The sequence below is a fragment of the Amycolatopsis sp. PSD-21 genome (assembly GCF_055561455.1).
In genome coordinates this window covers 1,576,464-1,594,315 of the sequence record NZ_CM145712.1, presented here as the reverse complement: position 1 = coordinate 1,594,315, position 17,852 = coordinate 1,576,464, and the positions used below count along the sequence as shown (strand labels likewise).

Annotated in this window: 19 protein-coding genes; 7 read left to right on the top strand and 12 right to left on the bottom strand. The window is 68.2% G+C overall.

What is annotated here, in order from left to right:
- Nucleotides 1–332: 332 nt before the first annotated feature.
- The 6 genes from ACZ1DY_RS07990 to ACZ1DY_RS07965 form a co-directional block, all read right to left on the bottom strand.
- Nucleotides 333–1,175: a prephenate dehydrogenase gene (locus ACZ1DY_RS07990; protein WP_465484022.1), complete on the bottom strand. Its 843-nt coding sequence runs from the start codon at nucleotides 1,173–1,175 to the stop codon at nucleotides 333–335.
- 109 nt (nucleotides 1,176–1,284) lie between these two features.
- Nucleotides 1,285–2,082 carry a helix-turn-helix domain-containing protein gene (locus tag ACZ1DY_RS07985; protein ID WP_371878873.1) on the bottom strand — a complete coding sequence of 266 codons (798 nt, stop codon included), beginning with the start codon at nucleotides 2,080–2,082 and terminating at the stop codon, nucleotides 1,285–1,287.
- Nucleotides 2,083–3,416: 1,334 nt separating this feature from the next.
- A complete protein-coding gene (gene vanX, locus ACZ1DY_RS07980; RefSeq protein WP_465484021.1) occupies nucleotides 3,417–4,025 on the bottom strand; it encodes a D-Ala-D-Ala dipeptidase VanX in 609 nt (202 codons plus the stop codon).
- A complete protein-coding gene (vanA-Ao2, locus tag ACZ1DY_RS07975) occupies nucleotides 4,022–5,062 on the bottom strand; it encodes a D-alanine--(R)-lactate ligase VanA-Ao2 (protein ID WP_371878874.1) in 1,041 nt (346 codons plus the stop codon). The genes vanX and vanA-Ao2 overlap by 4 nt, the downstream gene beginning before the upstream one ends.
- Before the next feature lies 1 nt (nucleotide 5,063).
- The gene (gene vanH / locus ACZ1DY_RS07970) at nucleotides 5,064–6,095 is read right to left on the bottom strand and encodes a VanH-AOV family D-lactate dehydrogenase (protein WP_306856041.1); all 1,032 of its coding nucleotides are present in this window, start codon (nucleotides 6,093–6,095) and stop codon (nucleotides 5,064–5,066) included.
- A gap of 121 nt (nucleotides 6,096–6,216) precedes the next feature.
- The gene (locus ACZ1DY_RS07965) at nucleotides 6,217–6,942 is read right to left on the bottom strand and encodes an alpha/beta fold hydrolase (protein WP_465484020.1); all 726 of its coding nucleotides are present in this window, start codon (nucleotides 6,940–6,942) and stop codon (nucleotides 6,217–6,219) included.
- 69 nt (nucleotides 6,943–7,011) lie between these two features.
- On the opposite strand from ACZ1DY_RS07965, the gene ACZ1DY_RS07960 reads away from it, so the two are divergent.
- Nucleotides 7,012–7,677 carry a TetR/AcrR family transcriptional regulator gene (locus tag ACZ1DY_RS07960; RefSeq protein ID WP_465484019.1) on the top strand — a complete coding sequence of 222 codons (666 nt, stop codon included), beginning with the start codon at nucleotides 7,012–7,014 and terminating at the stop codon, nucleotides 7,675–7,677.
- Here ACZ1DY_RS07960 and ACZ1DY_RS07955 read toward each other — a convergent pair.
- The gene (locus tag ACZ1DY_RS07955) at nucleotides 7,598–8,059 is read right to left on the bottom strand and encodes a hypothetical protein (RefSeq protein ID WP_465484018.1); all 462 of its coding nucleotides are present in this window, start codon (nucleotides 8,057–8,059) and stop codon (nucleotides 7,598–7,600) included. The two genes, ACZ1DY_RS07960 and ACZ1DY_RS07955, sit on opposite strands and share 80 nt — an antisense overlap.
- A 237-nt stretch (nucleotides 8,060–8,296) precedes the next feature.
- Here ACZ1DY_RS07955 and ACZ1DY_RS07950 point away from each other — a divergent pair, with 237 nt between their 5' ends.
- The 3 genes from ACZ1DY_RS07950 (at nucleotide 8,297) to ACZ1DY_RS07940 (ending at nucleotide 12,358) form a co-directional block, all read left to right on the top strand.
- Nucleotides 8,297–9,178, top strand: coding sequence for a helix-turn-helix domain-containing protein (locus ACZ1DY_RS07950; protein ID WP_465484017.1), 882 nt, complete (start codon nucleotides 8,297–8,299; stop codon nucleotides 9,176–9,178).
- 157 nt (nucleotides 9,179–9,335) lie between these two features.
- On the top strand, nucleotides 9,336–11,516 hold the full coding sequence (locus ACZ1DY_RS07945; protein ID WP_465484016.1) for an RICIN domain-containing protein: 2,181 nt from the start codon (nucleotides 9,336–9,338) through the stop codon (nucleotides 11,514–11,516).
- 152 nt (nucleotides 11,517–11,668) lie between these two features.
- Nucleotides 11,669–12,358 (top strand): VCBS repeat-containing protein, encoded by a 690-nt coding sequence (locus ACZ1DY_RS07940; protein WP_465484015.1) that lies wholly within the window; start codon nucleotides 11,669–11,671, stop codon nucleotides 12,356–12,358.
- Nucleotides 12,359–12,427: 69 nt separating this feature from the next.
- On the opposite strand, the gene ACZ1DY_RS07935 is transcribed toward ACZ1DY_RS07940, so the two are convergent.
- The 3 genes from ACZ1DY_RS07935 to ACZ1DY_RS07925 all read right to left on the bottom strand — a co-directional run bounded on the left by ACZ1DY_RS07935 (nucleotide 12,428) and on the right by ACZ1DY_RS07925 (nucleotide 14,363).
- Complete coding sequence (locus ACZ1DY_RS07935) at nucleotides 12,428–12,727, bottom strand: DUF1540 domain-containing protein (protein WP_257488780.1); 300 nt, start codon at nucleotides 12,725–12,727, stop codon at nucleotides 12,428–12,430.
- Nucleotides 12,728–12,837: 110 nt separating this feature from the next.
- Nucleotides 12,838–13,734: a PDR/VanB family oxidoreductase gene (locus ACZ1DY_RS07930; protein WP_465484014.1), complete on the bottom strand. Its 897-nt coding sequence runs from the start codon at nucleotides 13,732–13,734 to the stop codon at nucleotides 12,838–12,840.
- Nucleotides 13,734–14,363, bottom strand: coding sequence for an MSMEG_1061 family FMN-dependent PPOX-type flavoprotein (locus ACZ1DY_RS07925; RefSeq protein WP_257488782.1), 630 nt, complete (start codon nucleotides 14,361–14,363; stop codon nucleotides 13,734–13,736). The genes ACZ1DY_RS07930 and ACZ1DY_RS07925 overlap by 1 nt, the downstream gene beginning before the upstream one ends.
- Nucleotides 14,364–14,430: 67 nt before the next feature.
- On the opposite strand from ACZ1DY_RS07925, the gene ACZ1DY_RS07920 reads away from it, so the two are divergent.
- Nucleotides 14,431–15,048, top strand: a complete 618-nt coding sequence (locus ACZ1DY_RS07920; protein WP_192746273.1) for a TetR/AcrR family transcriptional regulator — start codon at nucleotides 14,431–14,433, stop codon at nucleotides 15,046–15,048.
- 62 nt (nucleotides 15,049–15,110) lie between these two features.
- Entirely contained in the window at nucleotides 15,111–15,329 is a 219-nt protein-coding gene (locus tag ACZ1DY_RS07915) for a hypothetical protein (RefSeq protein WP_126733895.1), read from the top strand.
- Between the two features lies 1 nt (nucleotide 15,330).
- Here the strand turns inward: ACZ1DY_RS07915 and ACZ1DY_RS07910 are convergent, their stop codons facing one another.
- Complete coding sequence (locus ACZ1DY_RS07910; RefSeq protein ID WP_465484013.1) at nucleotides 15,331–16,146, bottom strand: oxidoreductase; 816 nt, start codon at nucleotides 16,144–16,146, stop codon at nucleotides 15,331–15,333.
- Between the two features lie 148 nt (nucleotides 16,147–16,294).
- Here ACZ1DY_RS07910 and ACZ1DY_RS07905 point away from each other — a divergent pair, with 148 nt between their 5' ends.
- Nucleotides 16,295–16,966 (top strand): GbsR/MarR family transcriptional regulator, encoded by a 672-nt coding sequence (locus tag ACZ1DY_RS07905; protein ID WP_257488784.1) that lies wholly within the window; start codon nucleotides 16,295–16,297, stop codon nucleotides 16,964–16,966.
- Nucleotides 16,967–17,031: 65 nt separating this feature from the next.
- Here ACZ1DY_RS07905 and ACZ1DY_RS07900 read toward each other — a convergent pair whose 3' ends face one another.
- The gene (locus ACZ1DY_RS07900; protein ID WP_192746277.1) at nucleotides 17,032–17,850 is read right to left on the bottom strand and encodes a peptidoglycan-binding domain-containing protein; all 819 of its coding nucleotides are present in this window, start codon (nucleotides 17,848–17,850) and stop codon (nucleotides 17,032–17,034) included.
- Nucleotides 17,851–17,852 lie beyond the last annotated feature (2 nt).

Sequence of the window (17,852 nt, the reverse complement as noted above, 5' to 3'; positions counted from 1 at the left end):
ACGTTGTCCGCCCGGTGGCCGTGTCGCGAAAGCCACTTTCGCGACGCCTGATGTCCCGAAAGTGGCTTTCGCGACACGCCTCGCCCACCTGAGCAGGCCAGCCACCTCAGCCCCCGCGGCGACGTTGCGAAAGCCACTTTCGCAACGTTGAAGGTTGCGAAAGTGGCTTTCGCGACCCCGCCACGCCCACCTGAGCAGGCCAGCCACCTCAGCCCCCGCGGCGACGTTACGAAAGCCACTTTCGCAACCCCGCCACCTGCCTCCCTCACGACCGACGTGGGCCGGAAGGGCCCATCACCGCATCAGACGCGGTGAAGGACGCCTTCACCCCGCTACCGGCCCACGACCGGAGCGGCGGGGATCCGGCCCTCGCCGTCCACCCCGCGCCACAGCAGATCCGTCACGCCGTCGAGGTCGCCCGACCGCAGCGCCGAGGCCGCCGCGGCGAGATCGGCCGCGATCCGGTCGAGCACCGCCGCCACCGGCAGCGCGTTCCCGGCAAGGATCTTCCGCCACAGCAAAGGATTTCCGGCCGCGATCCGGGTGACGTCGCGTAGTCCCTGCCCGGCGAGGCGCAAGGCGACGTCGTCGCCGCCCGCCAGGCTCGCCGCCACCGCCGAGGCGGCGACGTGCGGCGCGTGCGACACCAGCGCCACCGCCGAGTCGTGCTCGGCCGCGCCGACGGTGACGGCCTCGGCCCCGCACAGCGACACCAGTTCGCGGGTCAGCCGCAGTGCCTCGGCCCCGGTCTCGACGCCGGGGCACAGCGCCCACGGGCGGCCCGCGAACAGGCCGGCGCGCGCCGCGGCCGGACCGGATCGCTCCCGTCCCGCGAGCGGATGCCCTGGTACGTAAGAGATCAGGTCGCAGCCGAGCCGCTCCGCGTCGGCGATCGGACCGGCCTTCACGCTGGCGACGTCGGTGTACGCCCGCGCCGCGCCCTGCTTCTGGAGTGCGGCCAGCCGCTCCCCCACCAGGTGTGGCGGGACGGCGATCACCGCCAGATCCACTTCCTCGCCGGTCCAGTCACGGCCGGCGCCGAGTTCCCGCGCCACTCGTACGGCGTGTTCGTCGATGTCGGTGAGCTGGACGGCGACACCCTTTTCCCGCAGGGACAACGCGGCCGACGTGCCGATCAGGCCGGTGCCGACGACAAGCGCCTTCTCGATGGTCACAGCTACTTCTTAGGCCGCTCTCCCGGCGATGTCGAGCCACGCGGCCTGGGCACCACGAAGGGGACTTCTCCGCGCCACACGCGGAAAAGTCCCCTTCGCGCCTAAGCGATCACCGTGCGGCCAGATCGGTCGCGCGGCTCTCCAGATGATCCGCGAACCCCGCCCAGACCCGGGCGTGATCCCTGGCGAAACCGGCGACCACGCCGTACAGGTGCGGCGGGACCCCGTGCAGGATCCGTTCCCATTCCTGCCCGTCCATGGAGTGCATGGCGAGCATGCGCAACAGGATCCGGCCGACCTCGCTCAACCGCAGCGCCGGGTCGGCCTTGAGCCGCTCCAGCACGGTGAGCCGTTCCCGGTCCAGCGAGTGACCGAGGTCGGTTTCCGTCAGGCTCAACGGATCCGGCTTCGTGCGCAGCCTCCTGCTCCCGTCCGGGGTCGGGCTTTCCCCGCGCTCCAGCCTGCCGCGCACGTCCCGGACCGTCTCCGGGGAGATGCCGACCTGCTTGGCGACCTGGCGCAGCGAAAGGCCGGGATCGTTGCGGATCAGCTCGGCGGCGAGCTTCCGCCGCTCGGAGCTGTCCACCGGCCGGATCCGCCCGTCCCGCCCGATCCTGGCGCCGTTCCCGCCTTCGCCGCCCCGCCTGCGCAGGTCCGCCACGGTTCCCGCGGAGATGCCGGTCGCCGAAGCCACCCGCCGGTCGGACCACTGCGGATGCGTCCCGATGATCTGGACGGCCGCCCGTTTCCGGTCCGCGAGGGAAAGCGGCAGACCGTGCCGGATGTTCGCTTCCACCGCGAGCACGAAGGCGTCGGATTCGGCGCCGTCGATGAACCTCGCGGAGATTTTCGTATCGCCTCGTACTCGTGCCGCCTTCAGCCGGTGCAGGCCATCGACCACCTGCATCGTCGGTCGGTGAACGAGAATGGGCGGTAGCTCCCACTCCGCCGACAACAGTGTCTCGACATGCTCTGGATCCTCGCCCGAAGTTCGCGGCGAACACGCAGTGGACAGTCTCGACAGCTCGATTTCGACGACAGGGAGAGCGGACAAGTCAACTCTCGTCGGATCCACCTAGCCCCCATTGAATCTGTTGATTCAGCAACTTTCAGACATGGCACGGAAACCTCACCGTCCAACTGCTTGGCTTCGGTGGTTGGACACCATGAACCCGTCCGACGCCGGCCTCGGCAGCAGGGCGGGGTGTCCTCGACGGTGAGGATCCCTCAAGCGCCACAAGGAAGAACCGCATGCGGCGGCTCGTCCCGACGGTCTCCCAGTTGACCGCTGGCGCGTGTTCCGACGAACTACCGAAGCTGAACGGCATCCTCCCATCGCCCCGACGGCGATTTGCGAGACGAACGCTCGGCGACTCCGGCCCGGCAGGACCGACACCTGGTCAGCCTGACGGAACCGGCACCCGCTTCGGCGCGAGGTCCCGGACATGTCCGATCTATGGACTCCATACCTGCTCGGTTCAGAGGATCGGCGAGTGAAGTCTTTGGTTTGCCTCGTGGTCGCGAGTCACCGACGCACCCCCTCTGTCCCCAGCAAAGCGTGCACACCATGTCAGCCCCAGCTGATGCGCACCTGTGCAGCATGGCATGAACAATCCATGTCGGCAATTGACGAACAGTGTGATTTTCGTAGGTAACCAGGCGCTCAAGATCAATATCCGGAACTCCGCATGCGGTATTGACTCGATTGGCGAACATAAGTAAAGGGCCCGTGTACAAGCTCGTTCCCGGTGTCCCCGGTTAGCCTGTTCGCAGGTCTTGTTAGGCCGTTCGCGCGGCTCGTCTTCTACCGGGATGATCACAGCACCGGCGGTTCATGTTCCGTTCTTCGATACTTATTCACACGAACGGCCGAGCCCTCGTCCCACCGTCCGGGCGGAATCTCACCCGGCCGGGGAACACCCACGAGCAAAGCGAAGCGTGGCAGGCTGGAACCCGGCCCCGGTTCATCCGCGCCGCCCTCTCCGGCGGCGTCGTCCATCGATCCACCGGAAGGAGGTTCGTGCGCGCGGGGCGGCGAATGGACAGCGTTCGGCCTCCCGGTCACCACACGGGACGGGCCACGCGGTTCGGCCGCCGAACTCACCAGAGCCGCACGGATATTCATGGGATGAAATGGTGTTCGCGACAATTGTCGCGGCGGGGGCCTTCACAAACCCCGAAACGCGTGAAGGCCCCCTTCCCTCGGCTCAGCCGAGGGAAGGGGGCCTTCACGCGCGACACCTACGCGATGGGGAAATCGAAATAAGTGTCCGGGTAGGGCTCGTCCTTCAGGTTGTAGTGCCACCACTCGCACTCGTACGAGCTGAAGCCCGACCCCTCCATCACCGCGCACAGGTGCGCGCGGTTCTTCGTGGCCGTTTCCGTGACACCCGCCGCCCCGTGATGCGAGACGACGTCCATCAGGTCGTGGTCGCCACCCATGTCGGCGAGTTCGCCGGTGTCCAGGTGGTAGAGCGTCAGGTCCACGGTGCTGCCGCGGCTGTGACCCGACTTCGTGGCCACGTAGCCCTTCTCGAACATCTGAGGCCGGTCGATGTTCGGGTAGTGCCGTGCCTTCTTCCGGCCGTCTTCTGGCTCTTCCGCCCAGCGCATGAAGCGGTCCACGGCGCGCTGCGGGCGGTATCCGTCCCACAGGAGCAGCCCGAAACCGAGCTCCTCGGCCTTGTCCCGCGCCTTCTCCAGCGCCGCGCAGAACGCCCGCGTGCCGACGATCCGGTTCACCAGGTAGCCGTCCACCGGCTTGCCGGTGAAGTTGTCCCACGTGGCGTACTTGGCGTCCCAGCGGATTCCGGAGACGACCTCGTCAACGAAGACGAAATCATCCTTCATTCGTCACGGCCCGCCAGCGTCAGGTTCACCAGCCGGTCGATCACGTCGCCGAGCGAGAGGCCGGCGGCGTTCATCATGCGCGGGTAGCGGCTGTAGGAGGTCAGGCCGGGCAGGGTGTTGACCTCGTTGAGCACCACGCTCCCGTCCTCCTTGAGGAACAGGTCGACCCGCGCGAGCCCGCGGCAGCCCAGCGCGCGGTAGATGACCTTCGCCGCCTCCTGGACGCGGTCACGCGAGGAGTCCGGGATGTCGGCGGGGACGATGAAGCTCGAGTTCTCGGAGCCGGTCTCGGGGCTCTTCTCCTGGTGGATCTTGAAGAAGCCGTGGGTCAGCGCGACCCGGTCCACCTCGCCCGCGAACAGGTCGTCGCCGTTGCCGAGGATCGAGCAGCCGATCTCGCTGCCGATGACGGCCTCTTCGATCAGGATCTTCGCGTCGTACTGGCGTGCCTCGGCCAGCGCGGCGGGCAGCTCCTCCTTCGAGGCGACCTTGCTGACGCCGAACGACGAGCCCGAGCGGGCGGGCTTCACGAAGACCGGGTAGTTCAGCTGGTCCGGGTCGACGTCGTTGTCCGACGTGACGATGTAGAAGGTCGGCGTCTCGATCCCCGCGCCGCGGACGACGGAGTAGGTCAGGGACTTGTCGATGCACATGACCGAGCTCGGGAGGTCGCAGCCGACGTAGGGGATGCCGGAGATCTCCAGCAGGCCCTGCATCGCGCCGTCTTCGCCGAACTTGCCGTGCAGCACCGGCAGCACCACGTCGAGGGCGATCGTCTCGTACTTGCCCTCGTCCAGGACGAGCAGGCCGTGCACGCCGCGGTCCGGCGACAGGACGGCCGGGCGGACGTTGCCGTTCTCCCAATCCTCGGCGGGGCCGTCGCAGAGCATCCAGGAACCGCTCTGGGTGATCCCGATGTAGTACGGCTCGTACTTCTCGAGGTCGAGGTTCTTCTGTACCTCGCGCGCAGATTTGATGGAGATAGGATGTTCTTCGGAAAGCCCGCCGAACAGAATTCCGATTTTCAGCCTACCCATACTACTTCCCGCTTTCGAATTGGAGACAATTGATGATGGAGTTCTCGACAGTGTCACTCAGCGCGTGGTCCGTGTAATAGGCGGTATGCGGACTGATCAGCACGTTCGACAGTTTTTCCAGCCGCAGCAACGTTTTGCTCTCTATCGCCTTGTTCCGGCAGTCGGCGTAGAAGATGCCTTCCTCTCCTTCGAGGACGTCCAGCGCCGCTCCGCCCAGTTTTCCGCTTTCCAGCGCCGAAATGAGGGCTTCGGTTTCGATCAGCGGACCACGTCCGGTGTTGATGATGTACGCGCCGTCCTTCATCCGCTCGATGTTCTTCTCGTCGAGGAGATGATAGGTATCCGTGTTGAGCGGCACGTGCAGTGTCACGATGTCGCTCTGCTGCAGCAATTCGTCGAGCGGCACGTACTCGGCCGACGCGGTCAGCACCGTGTCGTATGCCAGCACCTTGCAACCGAAACCGCGTAACCGCTCCAGGACGGCGACCCCGATACGCCCTGTTCCGACCACGCCGACGGTCAGATCGCGCAGCTCTTTCCCGCGCACCTCGTTCAGCCGGTAGTCGTGGACCTCGGTGCGGCGGATGATGGACTTGGCGTCGCGCACCGCCATCAGCATGAGCATGAGCGTGAAGTCGGCGACGCTGTCCGGCGAGTAGGCGACGTTGCCGACGGTGATCCCGGCGCTCGCCGCGTATTCCACGTCGATGTGGTTGAAGCCGATGCTCCGCGTGGAGATGTATTTCACGCCCGCTTCGGCGAGCGCGAGAAGAATGGAGTTCGTGACCTTGGTCTTGTGACCGATACTGATACACCTGTTCCCGGAGACCAGCTCGATATTGGCCTCGGATACCGGTTCCTCGACAATGGTCGGCATTATGCCGAAACGAGGTGCCATCTCCCGGAACAGGGCGGCCTCGTCCTGACCGCATCCATAAATCGTGATTCCCGTTGCCAAGACGGCCGACGAGGGGGCGGACGCCAGCGATCCGGTGCGGGGGGCAGCTGATCGCGCTGGTTCGCTGTAGGTCATGCCCGACATTGTAGGCAGCGCGTTGTTGCCGCTTCTTATGGGGTTTTCGAGGCCCCGACAATAAGTTACCAACTGGTAGCGCCGAGTGCACGACGTTGTCCTTCACCTGCGCCGCACAGCTCTAACGCAGATCTTGCCCGCCCGCCCCCGGCGTCGAAACCGTCCCGTGACGGATGCCACAAAGCCACGCCGAAACGAGCTCCGCGAGGGCCTCCGGGGCGTCTCTCGCCATGAGATGACCCGCCGCCGGGACACCGGCGACGGCGACCCGGGGGTTGACCGTGCGCAAACGATCCACATCGACGTCGCGAAGCGGTGTGTCCCGCCCGGCGTGCACCACCAGGATGGGCAGGTCCAAGGCCCCGGCCGTCGCGAGCAGGGCCGGGCCCGAGCCGAGGACGTCCTCCACCAGGCGGGTGTAGCGGCCGCCGAGCCCGTGGAAGCCGAGCCACGAACGCGCCCGGGCCGGTTCGATGTCGGGGACGACGTCGACGAGCACGAGCCCGGCTGCCTTGGCCGCGACGGCGGGGTCCGCCAGCGCGGCGATGGCGGCCAGACCGCCGACCGACGCACCCACGAGGAGGATCGGCGCGGGCTGGCTCCCGATCATCCCCGCCACGTCACCGGCCAGCGCCCGGAGCGTGGTCGCCTGGCCGGAACTGTCCCCGTGACCGCGGAGATCGAAGGCCACCGACCGGAACCCGCGCCGGGCCAGCACCGCGGCGACCGGCGTCCAGACCGCACGGCGCTCCCCGCCCGCGTGCAGCAGCAGAACCGTCGGCCCGGTGCCGGTCACCGTGCCCCGCAGGGTGACCTCGCCCAGGTCGAGACTGATTTCGGTGGTCATACCCGCCCCCTTACCTTGGATGGTCAAGGTAGCGCGAATACCTTGGCACATCAAGGTACGATGCCTCTCGTGACGACACCGCGAGCACGACGGACTCCCGAAGAGGCCCGGCGGCTGATCCTCGACGCCGCGGCGGCGCTGCTCGCCGAGTCCGGTGTCGCGGCCGTCCAGATGCGGGCCGTGGCCGCACGGGTCGGCATGACCGACGCCGGCGTCGCCCACCACTTCGGCAACCGCGAGAAACTGCTCGCCGAGCTCCTCCGGCACGGTGGACGCCGTCTCCGGGACGCGCTTCAGGGCCTTCTCGCGAGCTGGCTGGACCGCGGCGCCGACCTGCTCGAACTCGTCGAGGCGCTGCACGATCTGTACCGGAACGGCTACGGCGAGCTGGCGATCGCGCTGCACGCGGCGGGCTGGCGCGACCCGGGCAGCGGGATGCTCGACCCGGTCGTCGACGCCCTCCACCGGCTGCGGCCGCCCGGCGGCTCCCTCGAAGACACTCGGCTCGCCGTCGCCGCCCTGCATCAGGCGATGGCCATGGAGGCCCTGTACGGGAGCGATTTCCGGCGCAGCGCCGGGATCAGCGGAGCCGCCGCGGACGACTCGGCCGCGCAAGTGCGCTGGTGGGCGCGGCAGCTCCACCTCGCCCTCGGGCTCAGGCCTGGTACGGACCTCGGTCGCCGAGATCAGGGCTCACCTGCGGGTTCCGGCCCTCCTGCCCGGGCACCGGGGTGACGGTCGGCTCCCGCACGGAGTCGACGCGGCCTTCCTCGCGCTTCCGCAACCGGGTCTCGACGACGTGGTCCTGGCGCCGATGGCCGAGTACGGACAGGGTGAGGACGTGGGCCACCGCCATGAGCAGCAGGAAAACGCCCAGCCTGCCGACGAAGGCGGCCGCCGAACCGGACCATTCCGGAGCCACGACCGCCAGCAGCGCCAGCATCCCGATCGCCGCCAGGTGGAAGACCGTCACCACCATCCAGGCCACCGACCCGCTTCCCTCGCGGGCGTCCGGCCCGGTGAGGTAGCGGCGGGCACCGCGATACAGGACCTGGCCGTCCGCGACGACGAAGATCAGGCCGATGATCAGGAAACCCGGAAGTTCGTTGTCGGGCATCGTTGCCTCCTCCGTTTCCCGGGGGATACCCCGGGAGTCCGGCGAGAAGGGCCTCATACCTCGATCGTGTGACCGACCAGGCCGGATTCGGTCTGATCGATGCCGTTGACAAGGATTCGCCAGAATCAGATCGCGGACGTTCTGCGGGACATTTCGCCGCGATCGAGAACCGAAGCGAACGAAATCCTTTTCCTGCCCCACGAAGGCGCCCCGAAGTGGTTGCGCGAGGATGCGGGGATGGGTTACCGGACCTGGATGCGGTACTTCACCCCATCCGCCGTGCACCGCCGGCTCGGCTTGGTGTGCCTCGGTGTCGGGCTGCAGCACGGAACCCTGCCCGTCGTGGGGCCGCGCGTGCTCGGCCATTACGTCGCCGTCGTGGTGTCCAAGGGGCGCGGATGGTTCGCCGTGGCGGGCGGCGAGCGTCAGGAGGTCGTCGCGCCCGCCTTGCTGTGGCTCGTTCCCGGGGTCGGGCATCATTACGCGCCCGACCCGGCGCACGGCTGGGAAGAGTGTTTCGTCGATTTCGACGGCACCGCAGTGGACGCTTATGTGGAACTCGGTTACGTCACGCCCGCGAAACCGGTGGTACCGCTGGGCGACGTCGAGGCGGTCCGCGACATCGTGAGCCGGATCGTGCGCTGCGCGCGGGGCGGCAGCCCGCTGGCCCAGGTCGACGCCTCGGCGGCCGTGCATCACCTGCTGGTGGCCCTGCGGCGGGCCGCCGACAGCACTCCCGGTGACGGATCCCTGCTGGAGGCGCTGGCGCGGGACGCCCTGTTGCCGATCAGTGTCGCGGAGATCGCGGCCCGCCGCGGCATGACGCTGCCCGAACTCCGGGCCGCGGTGCGGCGCAGCACCGAGACGGGTTTGAAGGACCACCTGCTGACCCTGCGCCTCAACCGCGCCAAGGAACTCCTCGCCACCACGCGAATGCCGGTGCAGGAGGTGGCCAAGGCGATCGGCTACGAAGACGCCGCCTACTTCAGCAGGCTCTTCACCCGGCGGGCCGGCCTCTCCCCCGCACGTTTCCGCGAATCGCGCGTCCAGGCCGTCCCCGGCGGCTGGAGTTCGCGCGTTCCCCCTCCCGACGACCCGCCGCTGGTGCCGACGGACTGAGCTTGGACTTCCGCACCACGCCGCTTGGACTTTCCACGCAATTACTGCATGAACGACGCTTGAAGTTGAGCGAACACGTTGACTTACGCGCAATAACGTTCATAACATCGGCGGCCGCCCCGCCAACTGTGGTGCGGGTCACCCTTGGGAGACAGTCATGCGGACCCTGCCTCTTCTCGGCGCCGCGGTGCTGGCCGCGGCGGCCACCACGGTGGTACCGGTGTCGTCCGACGCCGCGCCGCCGGACGCGACGTACACCATCACGGTCGACGCCAAGAAGTCGTTCAGCCCGACCACGGACACCCCGGCGAGTACCTATGTCGACAAGGACGGCACGTTCTACTTCCAGCAGGCGGCCGCGCTCTACGGCGCGGACCAGCCGCGGGAGTGGGACTTCTACAGCGGCCGCGATTTCGACGGCTTCACCAAGCACCCGATCAGCTCGGCGGTGAACCCGGCGAATCCCGCCGACCGCAACGACGACACCACCTGGCGCTGCAACAACAGCCCCACCGGCAAGGAATCCACGTACCCGCCCGCCGGATCGGGCTACTCGCAGCGGAACTTCTGCGATCTCGTCGGCACCTGGGTCGATCCGGACACCGGCGACTGGTACGGCCTGATCCACAACGAGTTCACGCCCGAACCGTTCGGGGCGTACTCGTTCTCCCATTACGACGCGATCGACATGGCTGTGTCGAAGGACCAGGGGAGGACGTGGCTCATCAAGGACCACGTGATCACCTCGCCGTACAGCACGAAACGCGGTGACACGGCGGCGTTCCCGCATCAGACGTTCGACTACGGCGACGGCGACCCGCGCCTGTTCGTCGACACGGCCTCTGGCTACTTCTACGTCTACTACGGCTCGCGCATCGTCCCGAAGGCCGGCGCCGGAGGCCCGATGACCGGGCTGGCGCACGTCGCCCGCTCGCCGATCTCGGCAAAGATGGCGTCCGGCTCGTGGCAGAAATGGTTCGACGGCGGCTGGACCCAGCCCGGCGTCGGCGGCCGCGAGAGCAACATGGTCCCGGTGTCCGCCCCCGGCGACACCGGCTACACCCCCGTCGCGGACGATTACGACCCCGCCAACACCGGCAACGTCAGCCAGCAGATCGCCGCGGGACAGCTGCCGCGCAAATCGGATCTGTTCATCATGAACATCGCCTACAACGCACATCTCGGTCTCTACCTCGGCGCGCCGGAGGCCGTGGACAGCGTCGTCCCGCAGCGCTATTACGTGACCGACGATCTGACGACGCAGAAATGGCGGCTGATCGGCGACACCGGGAGCTACACCAACCAGTCCTGGTACCGATGGTTCGTCGACGCCGCGAACAAGACGAACTCGACCATCATCGGCAAGCAGTTCCGTTCGTACTGCGCGGTGGCCTGCTCGAACAACGCGGGCGGCGAGTACACCACCCAGACCATCACGTCGTCCGCGCCCGCACCGTCCCCTGTGGACAGTTCCCGCAAGTACCGGATCGGTCTCGGCGACGGCCGGGTCCTCGCGCAGGGCACCGGGACCGCGACGACGTCGGTCGCGAGCACGACCGGCTCCGACCGCGAGGCGTGGCGGTTCTCCCCCGACGGCGACGGCTCGTACCGCGTGTCCAACGCGGCCACGGGCGGGCTCCTCGGAGTCGACGCCGTGCAGGCGGGCCGGGCGTGGGGCGCGAAACCCACCGTGACGTCGTCCTCGACGGTCGGGCAGCAGTGGTTCATCATCCCGTCCACTGTGGACAAAGGAACCTTCCGGCTGGTGAACCGCTACAGTGGGCTCGTGCTCGGCCTTTCCGGCAAGGCCTCACGCCTCGCGGAGACCACGCCGACGCGTTCGTGGACCGACGCCGGCGGGAACGCCGTCGGCGACGGCCGGACCGCGGCCGAGCAGACACTGAAGTTCACCGATGCCGGCGCCGGCACTCTCGGCGGGATCCACACTTTGGCCGCCGCGGGCAAGAACCTCGACGACCCGGACTCGTCGACGACCGCAGGCACGCCTCTGGTCACCTGGACGCCGAACCAGGGCGCCAACCAGAAATGGCTGTTCACCCGGCAGTCCGACGGTTCCTACACCCTGACGAACTCGCATTCGAACCTGTGCGCCGACGTCGAAGGCGGGGCCACCACCGCGGGCGCGCGCGTCATCCAGTGGACGTGCACCGGCGGGCCCAATCAGCGCTGGACCGCGACGAAACAGCCTGACGGCGCTTACAAACTCGCGAGCGTCCGCTCCGGCCTGCTGCTGACGACAACGTCCACTTCGGACGGTGCGGCCGTCACACAACGGGCCGACACGGGCTCCCCGCTCCAGTTGTGGAAGATCGGCTGATCCGGTGGCCCGCTCCTTCGGGAGCGGGCCATCCGGGGTTGCGTTCGTGTGGCGCATCACACTCCGGATGCACGTCCATGATCCGCAACCGTCTCCCCTGATGAGAGCACTTTCGGTGAAGAGTTCACCGGAGGCGTTGGAGGGAGAGCACCATGAACCACACCGGCATCATCCGTACCGCCACCATCACCGGCGTCGCCGCCGCGCTGAGCCTGGCCGCCGTCGTCCCGGCGCTGGCGAGCCCCCTGAGCAGCCCGATGGCCGCGCCGTCCGGCGACCCGGTCACCACCGTGGCCGACCTCGACGGTGACGGCGAGATCGAAACCGTCACGGCTCAGCTCACCGGCGACAACGACCAGGTCGTCTCCGCCACCGTGCACGGCACCTTCACTTCGATCCACCTCGGCGCCGACAGCTCCGTCCCGCTCCAGGCCCCGCGCGTCACGGACCTCAACGGCGACGGCCGCGCCGAACTGATCGTCACCCAGTCCGTCGGCGCCAACACCACGTTCTTCACCGCCCTGCACTACGACGGCCGCAATCTCAGCCAGGTCGTCGACAACGACAGTAAGCCGCTGTCGGTCGCCGAGGGCGGTGGCGTGGCCGCCCATCTGGGTTACCAGTGCACCCCGCTCGACGGCGGCGGCCGCACCTTCGAAACCGTCGCGGCCGAAGCCGACGACCTCGGCGCCGACCCGCTCACCTACTCGGGCACCCGCACCGTCTACACCCTTCGCGACGGCGCGCTGACCACCCAGAAGATCATTCCGATCGCCGGCCGCCCGGTGACCGACCCGGTGCTCGGCACCGACGCCGCGAGCTGCGACCAGGCCGGGAGCTGACACCCCGCCCCAAGCGCGTGAAGGCCCCCTTCCCTCGGCTGAGCCGAGGGAAGGGGGCCTTCACGCGAGTCACTGCGGCGCGTAGGTCAGGCAGTTGGCGGCGTGGTCACCCTCGCCCGGTCCCACCCGGACACTCGATGCGGTGCATTCCAGCGCGGAATTGTGACGGCAGTCGGACCGGGAGCAGGCTCCCACCTGTGCGGTCACTCGATCGAGTCCGCCCTTGGTGTTGAGCGGGACGAACGTTCCGCAGTCGGCCGACCCGTTGCCGCCCCCGACCGTGATGGCGAAGGCGTGGCAGCCGTCGTGGTTGTACGAACAGCCGCTGACCGTGCATTCGTGGACAGCCGGCATTTCGGTGGTGGTCATAACGACTCCTGTACTTCGTGGTGGTGGTGTCGTTCGGTATGACCAGGGTTACACCGGCCCGTTCCCGCGGCAATTCGGGGAATTTCCTTCACGTCCGGCGAGCAGTCGATTCACAGGTCCAAGTCGAGCCGGGAAGTCGCACGGGAAACACAGCAGTACATCCGTCCCGGTGGTGCGCCGATGTCGTCGCGGTGGTCCGGTTCGCCGCCGACGACACCGATCTCGCAACTGCCGCAGACCCCCTCACGGCATCCGGACGGGATACGGAACCCCGCATGGTTCAGAGCGTCCAGCAGTGACTCTTCGGCGGCGACCGGCACCGTCCGCCCCGATCGGACACAGTTCACCTCGAACGGCTCCGCGGGCGCGAATTCCTTGGCCATAGGCTGGAAACGCTCGATATGCAGCCGATGCGCGGGAAACGCCGCTTCGGCCGCGGCGAGCATCGACGCGGGGCCACAGCAGTAGACCAGCGCGTCCGGGCCGAGCCCGGCGGCCAGCGCGGCGAAGTCGGGCCTCCCGTGCTCGGCGGTGCGGTGAAGGCGCACCCTGTCGCCGTACGCGGCCTTGAGGCCGGCGGCGAACGGCATCGTCGCTTCGGACCTGCCCACGTACACCAACCTGGCCGAGGGGCCCGCCGCCGCCAGCATCGGCATCAGCGGCGTGATCCCGATCCCGCCCGCGATGAACAGGTGTTCCGGCGCGGGCAGCAACGGGAAGTTGTTGCGCGGCAAGGAGACGTCGAGGGTCCGGCCCGCGCGCAGGAACAGGTGGACGTATTCCGAACCGCCCCGGCTCAGCCGGTCGTACCGGACGGCGACCCGGTAGCCGCCTCGATCGGCCGGGTCCCCGCACAGCGAATACTGCCGGGTCAGCCAGTTCGGCAGCGCCACGTCGACGTGCGCACCCGGCTCCCAGGGCGCCAGCGGGCCTTCGGCACCGCGCAAGACGAGCGAGACGGTTCCTTCGGCGACCGGTTCCACGCGGTCGAGAACGGTCTTCTGCATCAGTACAACCGCCGGTAGCCGGTTTCGAGCATGGCCTCCACGACGGCCGGATCGACGTCGAGCCCCATCTGCTCGGCGGCGATCTCGCCGACGGACGGCAATTCGTCCGCCAGCGCCTGGCTCGCGGGATCCCAGAGCCGGGACCGGATCAGCGCGCGGCCGCAGTGGAAGAACGTCTCCAGCACGTCGACGACGATCGCCAGCTCCGCCGGTTTGCCCTCGGTGCGCATCCTGGCGAGCACGTCCGGCTCGTCGGTGGGATAGGCGCGGCCGTTGACCCGGAACACCTCCCGCACGCCGGGGACCACGAACATCAGGCCGATGCCGTCGTTCTCGGCGAGATTGCGGAACGAGTCGGCGAGTTTGTTTCCCGGCCGGTCGGGGATCGCCAGCGTGCGCTCGTCGAGCACCTTGACGAAGCCCGGGTAGTCGCCGCGCGGCGAGCAATCGGGCAGCCCCGTCGCGTCCGACGTCGCCATCGCCACGAACGGGGCATGGGCGATGAACCGGTGGCCGTGCCGGTCGATCCGGTCGTGGACCTTGGCCTCGATCATGGCCTCCGGCTCCCCGAGCCGGGCACGAACCTCTTCGGGCGACAGCCGACGCGGACGGGTATCTGTGCTGGTCATGGCACAATTATGAGCAATTGTTCAGCCTACTCGCTACTCGCTTTCGCGCCGCTTCACCGGGAGTGTCATGACGTCGGAGCAACGACGGCTTCAGCCGCGTAAACAGCCACGCCAGGTTCGGGCCGAGCTGACCAGGCAGCGCATCCTCACCGCCGCTGCTCACGTTTTCGCCGAGTACGGATACGCCGCGGGGACGACGAACCGGATCGCCGAACGGGCCCGGATCTCGATCGGTTCGCTGTATCAGTACTACCCGAACAAGGACGCGATCCTGGCCGAGCTGCTCACCCGCCACCTCGACGGCGACCGGGCCACCGAGACGCTGCGCCGGTACAAGGACTCGCCGGAGCCGCTGGAGACCGTCATCCGGGAGTTCGTGCGCACGGTGATCGAGAACCATCTCGACGATCCGCGGCTGCTGCAGATCATGATCGAGCAGGCGCCCCGCTCCGGCGAGCTGCTGGAACGCGTCACCCGGCTGGAATGGGAGATGATCGGTGACCTGCGGGAACTCCTCCACGGACACCCCGAGGTCCGGGTGCGGGACAAGGACACCGCGGCCCGGCTTGTCGCGTCCACGGTCGAACTGACCGTGCATCAGCTCATCGCCGCGCCCGGCTCCATCGACGTCACCCGGCTCGAGAACGAGCTCGTAGCGATGATCACCGGCTATCTCCGCGCCTGATTTCCGGGGGTTGACCAGGCGATGAGCGGGTATCCACCGGTGTGAGCCGAGTAGAGAACAGGATGCGCGACGTCGCCGCCCGCTGGCGGCGGAGAGGCGGCACGCTCGCGCTGCTGTGGACGTTGATCACCCTCGGCCTGGCCACGATGCTGTGGCTGTCGGGCTTCCGCGCGTGGCCGGTGTACCTGACGGCGGCGCCGGGCGCCGTCGTCTCCGTCCTGCTGTGGATCGGGGTCGCCCGCGCGCGGCGCAGGAGCGTCAAGAAGCAGCCGAGCGGGTGAGCTACTTCGTCGCGCGCATGGCCAGTTCGTCGAACTCGCGGTCGGGCAGCGTCCTGTTGAGTTCCAGGAGTTTTTCGGCGAGGTGGCCGACGGCGTAACGTGTTTCCGGCTTTTCGGACTCGACGGCGCGGCGGATGGCGTCCACGACGACGGAAGGGTCGGAGCCGTCGCTGAGCCCGGTTTCCCCGTGCCGCGCCATGGCTTCCGCCATCTCCCGGTACGCCCCGCGGCCGGAATACTCGCGGAGCTGCGCGGCGGTCTGGTCCTCGAACTCGGTCTTGATGATGCCCGGCTGGATGATCACGACGTCGATGCCGAACGGCGCGACCTCCATGCGAAGCGTGTCGGAGAACGCTTCGAGCGCGTGTTTCGAGGCGTAGTACCAGGCACCGAACGGCAGGGCGATCTCGCCGCCGATCGAGGAGACGTTGACGATCGTGCCGGACCGCTGGGCCCGCATCGCGGGCAGGACGAGCTGGACGAGCCTGGCAGGCGCGAGAAGGTTGACTTCGAGCTGGTCGCGCGCGGTGTCCAGCGGCACGTCCTCGACGGCACCGTGCAGGACGGTGCCGGCGTTGTTGACGAGGACGTCGATCCGTTGGTGTGCTTCGAGAACCACGTCGACCGCGTGGCGGAGATCGTCCTCGTTCCTGGCATCCATCTTCAGCGGATGGCCGCCCGCCTCGCGCAGGTCGGCCATCTTCTCGACACGCCTCGCGGCGCCGTAGACGATGTGCCCGGCGCGCAGCAGTTCCAGCGCGGTGGCGTGGCCGATCCCCGACGAAGCACCGGTGACCAGGCATACCTTGGCCGTCATCACGGTTCCCTCCCGATCTCTCGCTTTCCCCGAAAACACTAGGCTTGTTTTTCTGCAGCCAGCAACCGAACCGGGATGTTTTCCGAGGTGGAGTGCCTACAATCGATGCAATGACCATGGAGCTGAATGCACCGGAGGGGATAAACAGGTGCCGGGAAGACGCCTGACCCACGACGAGCGCGGGCAGATCGCTTCGGGACTGTCGGCGGGTCTCACGTACGCCGAAATCGCGCGTCGGCTGGGCCGCCCCAAGTCGACGGTGATCCGCGAAGTCGCGCGCAACGGCGGCGCCCACCGCTACCGGGCGGGCCAGGCGCAGCAGGCGACACGATGGCGGGCCCGCCGCCGCAGACCCGGCCCGCCGCCCGTCCCCGCGCGAACGCCGGAGACGGTGCGGGACTTCGAGACCGAATTCGCCGAGACGATGGCCGCGACCGGCGTCCCGTCGATGATGGCCAGGGTCCTGGCCGGCCTGTTCACCGCGGACACCGGCGGCAGTACCGCCGCCGAACTGGCCGCCAGGCTGGAGGTCAGCCCCGCGTCGGTGTCCAAGGCCGTGGGCTGGCTCGAACAACGCGGCCTGATCACTCGCGAACGCGAGGGTGGTCGGCAGCGGTACGTCGTCGACGACGACTTCGGTTATCGGGCCTGGCGTACCAGCCTCGACGCGATGACCCGATGGGCGGAGGTCACCCGGCGGGGCGCCGGGCTGATCGACGGGCCGGCGGGGGCGCGCCTCGACGCCACCAGCCGGTTCTTCCGGCACCTGCATCAGGACATGAGCGAGGCGGCGGAACACTGGCGGCGAACGGCGCGGTGATCACTTGCCGGGCACGGACGGGGCGAGCGGCCGAAGCCGCCCGCCCCGTCCGTGCCGCCGTGGGGTCACCCACGCTTGAATTCCTCCCAGGTCACCTTCTTCACCTTGGGGCCGTCGTCCTTGGCGTGGCTCGCCAGGCCGTTGAGACCCTTGAAGTAGTCACCGGCCTGAGCCTGCGCCTGCGGCGACATGTCGGTGTCGCTGATCGCGATCCCGTGGATGTGCTCGGCCCAGTTCCCCTGGCTCGGGGTGCGGTGCCACGCGGCGAACCCGACCTCGCGCAGCGCCTTCACCGCGGCGGTCTTGTTCGAGATGTTGTTCACCGAGATGTCGACGGCACCGCCGCCGTCGTGCGTCCCGCCCGAAGCACCGACGCCGCCGGCGTTGTACGAGCCCTGCGTGATGGTGAACTTCACGCCGGCCTTCTTCTCCGCGGCGGCGATCATGTCGGCGGTGCGCTTGTTGACCGTCTTGCCGTCCAGGCTGGTCTTCGAGCCGACGCTGATCGGCGCGGTCACGGTGTAGCGGCCCTTGCCCAGTTCGGTCAGCGAGCCCTTGCCCGGCAGACCGCTGGCGGCCAGGCCACTGTGCCCGAGCGACTTCTGGTACTTCTGGTACGCGGTCACCGTCGACGTGCCGAAGTGACCGTCGACCTGTTTCTTGTCGAGCAGGTTCTTCGCGGCCAGCGCCTGCTCGACCACCTTGACGCTCTCCCCGGAGCCCGGCGTGATCGACTGGTCCGGCTTGTACGGATCCCACATGGCCGCCTTGACCACGGCCTCCATGTTGACCGACGGCGCGGCCGCCGCGGGCTGTCCCGCCGTCACCCCCAGCGCGGTCGCGGACAGTGCGGCGAACATCGCGGCGGTTGCCACCTTGCGCATGG

What these genes read in the sequence shown, in the direction of transcription:
- ACZ1DY_RS07985 (WP_371878873.1), bottom strand. Translation starts at nt 2,082, where the DNA reads ATGCAGGTGGTCGATGGCCTGCACCGGCTGAAGGCGGCACGAGTACGA.
- vanX (WP_465484021.1), bottom strand. Translation starts at nt 4,025, where the DNA reads ATGAAGGATGATTTCGTCTTCGTTGACGAGGTCGTCTCCGGAATCCGC.
- vanA-Ao2 (WP_371878874.1), bottom strand. Translation starts at nt 5,062, where the DNA reads ATGGGTAGGCTGAAAATCGGAATTCTGTTCGGCGGGCTTTCCGAAGAA.
- vanH (WP_306856041.1), bottom strand. Translation starts at nt 6,095, where the DNA reads ATGACCTACAGCGAACCAGCGCGATCAGCTGCCCCCCGCACCGGATCG.
- ACZ1DY_RS07965 (WP_465484020.1), bottom strand. Translation starts at nt 6,942, where the DNA reads ATGACCACCGAAATCAGTCTCGACCTGGGCGAGGTCACCCTGCGGGGC.
- ACZ1DY_RS07955 (WP_465484018.1), bottom strand. Translation starts at nt 8,059, where the DNA reads ATGCCCGACAACGAACTTCCGGGTTTCCTGATCATCGGCCTGATCTTC.
- ACZ1DY_RS07950 (WP_465484017.1), top strand. Translation starts at nt 8,297, where the DNA reads ATGGGTTACCGGACCTGGATGCGGTACTTCACCCCATCCGCCGTGCAC.
- ACZ1DY_RS07945 (WP_465484016.1), top strand. Translation starts at nt 9,336, where the DNA reads ATGCGGACCCTGCCTCTTCTCGGCGCCGCGGTGCTGGCCGCGGCGGCC.
- ACZ1DY_RS07940 (WP_465484015.1), top strand. Translation starts at nt 11,669, where the DNA reads ATGAACCACACCGGCATCATCCGTACCGCCACCATCACCGGCGTCGCC.
- ACZ1DY_RS07935 (WP_257488780.1), bottom strand. Translation starts at nt 12,727, where the DNA reads ATGACCACCACCGAAATGCCGGCTGTCCACGAATGCACGGTCAGCGGC.
- ACZ1DY_RS07930 (WP_465484014.1), bottom strand. Translation starts at nt 13,734, where the DNA reads ATGCAGAAGACCGTTCTCGACCGCGTGGAACCGGTCGCCGAAGGAACC.
- ACZ1DY_RS07925 (WP_257488782.1), bottom strand. Translation starts at nt 14,363, where the DNA reads ATGACCAGCACAGATACCCGTCCGCGTCGGCTGTCGCCCGAAGAGGTT.
- ACZ1DY_RS07920 (WP_192746273.1), top strand. Translation starts at nt 14,431, where the DNA reads ATGACGTCGGAGCAACGACGGCTTCAGCCGCGTAAACAGCCACGCCAG.
- ACZ1DY_RS07915 (WP_126733895.1), top strand. Translation starts at nt 15,111, where the DNA reads ATGCGCGACGTCGCCGCCCGCTGGCGGCGGAGAGGCGGCACGCTCGCG.
- ACZ1DY_RS07910 (WP_465484013.1), bottom strand. Translation starts at nt 16,146, where the DNA reads ATGACGGCCAAGGTATGCCTGGTCACCGGTGCTTCGTCGGGGATCGGC.
- ACZ1DY_RS07900 (WP_192746277.1), bottom strand. Translation starts at nt 17,850, where the DNA reads ATGCGCAAGGTGGCAACCGCCGCGATGTTCGCCGCACTGTCCGCGACC.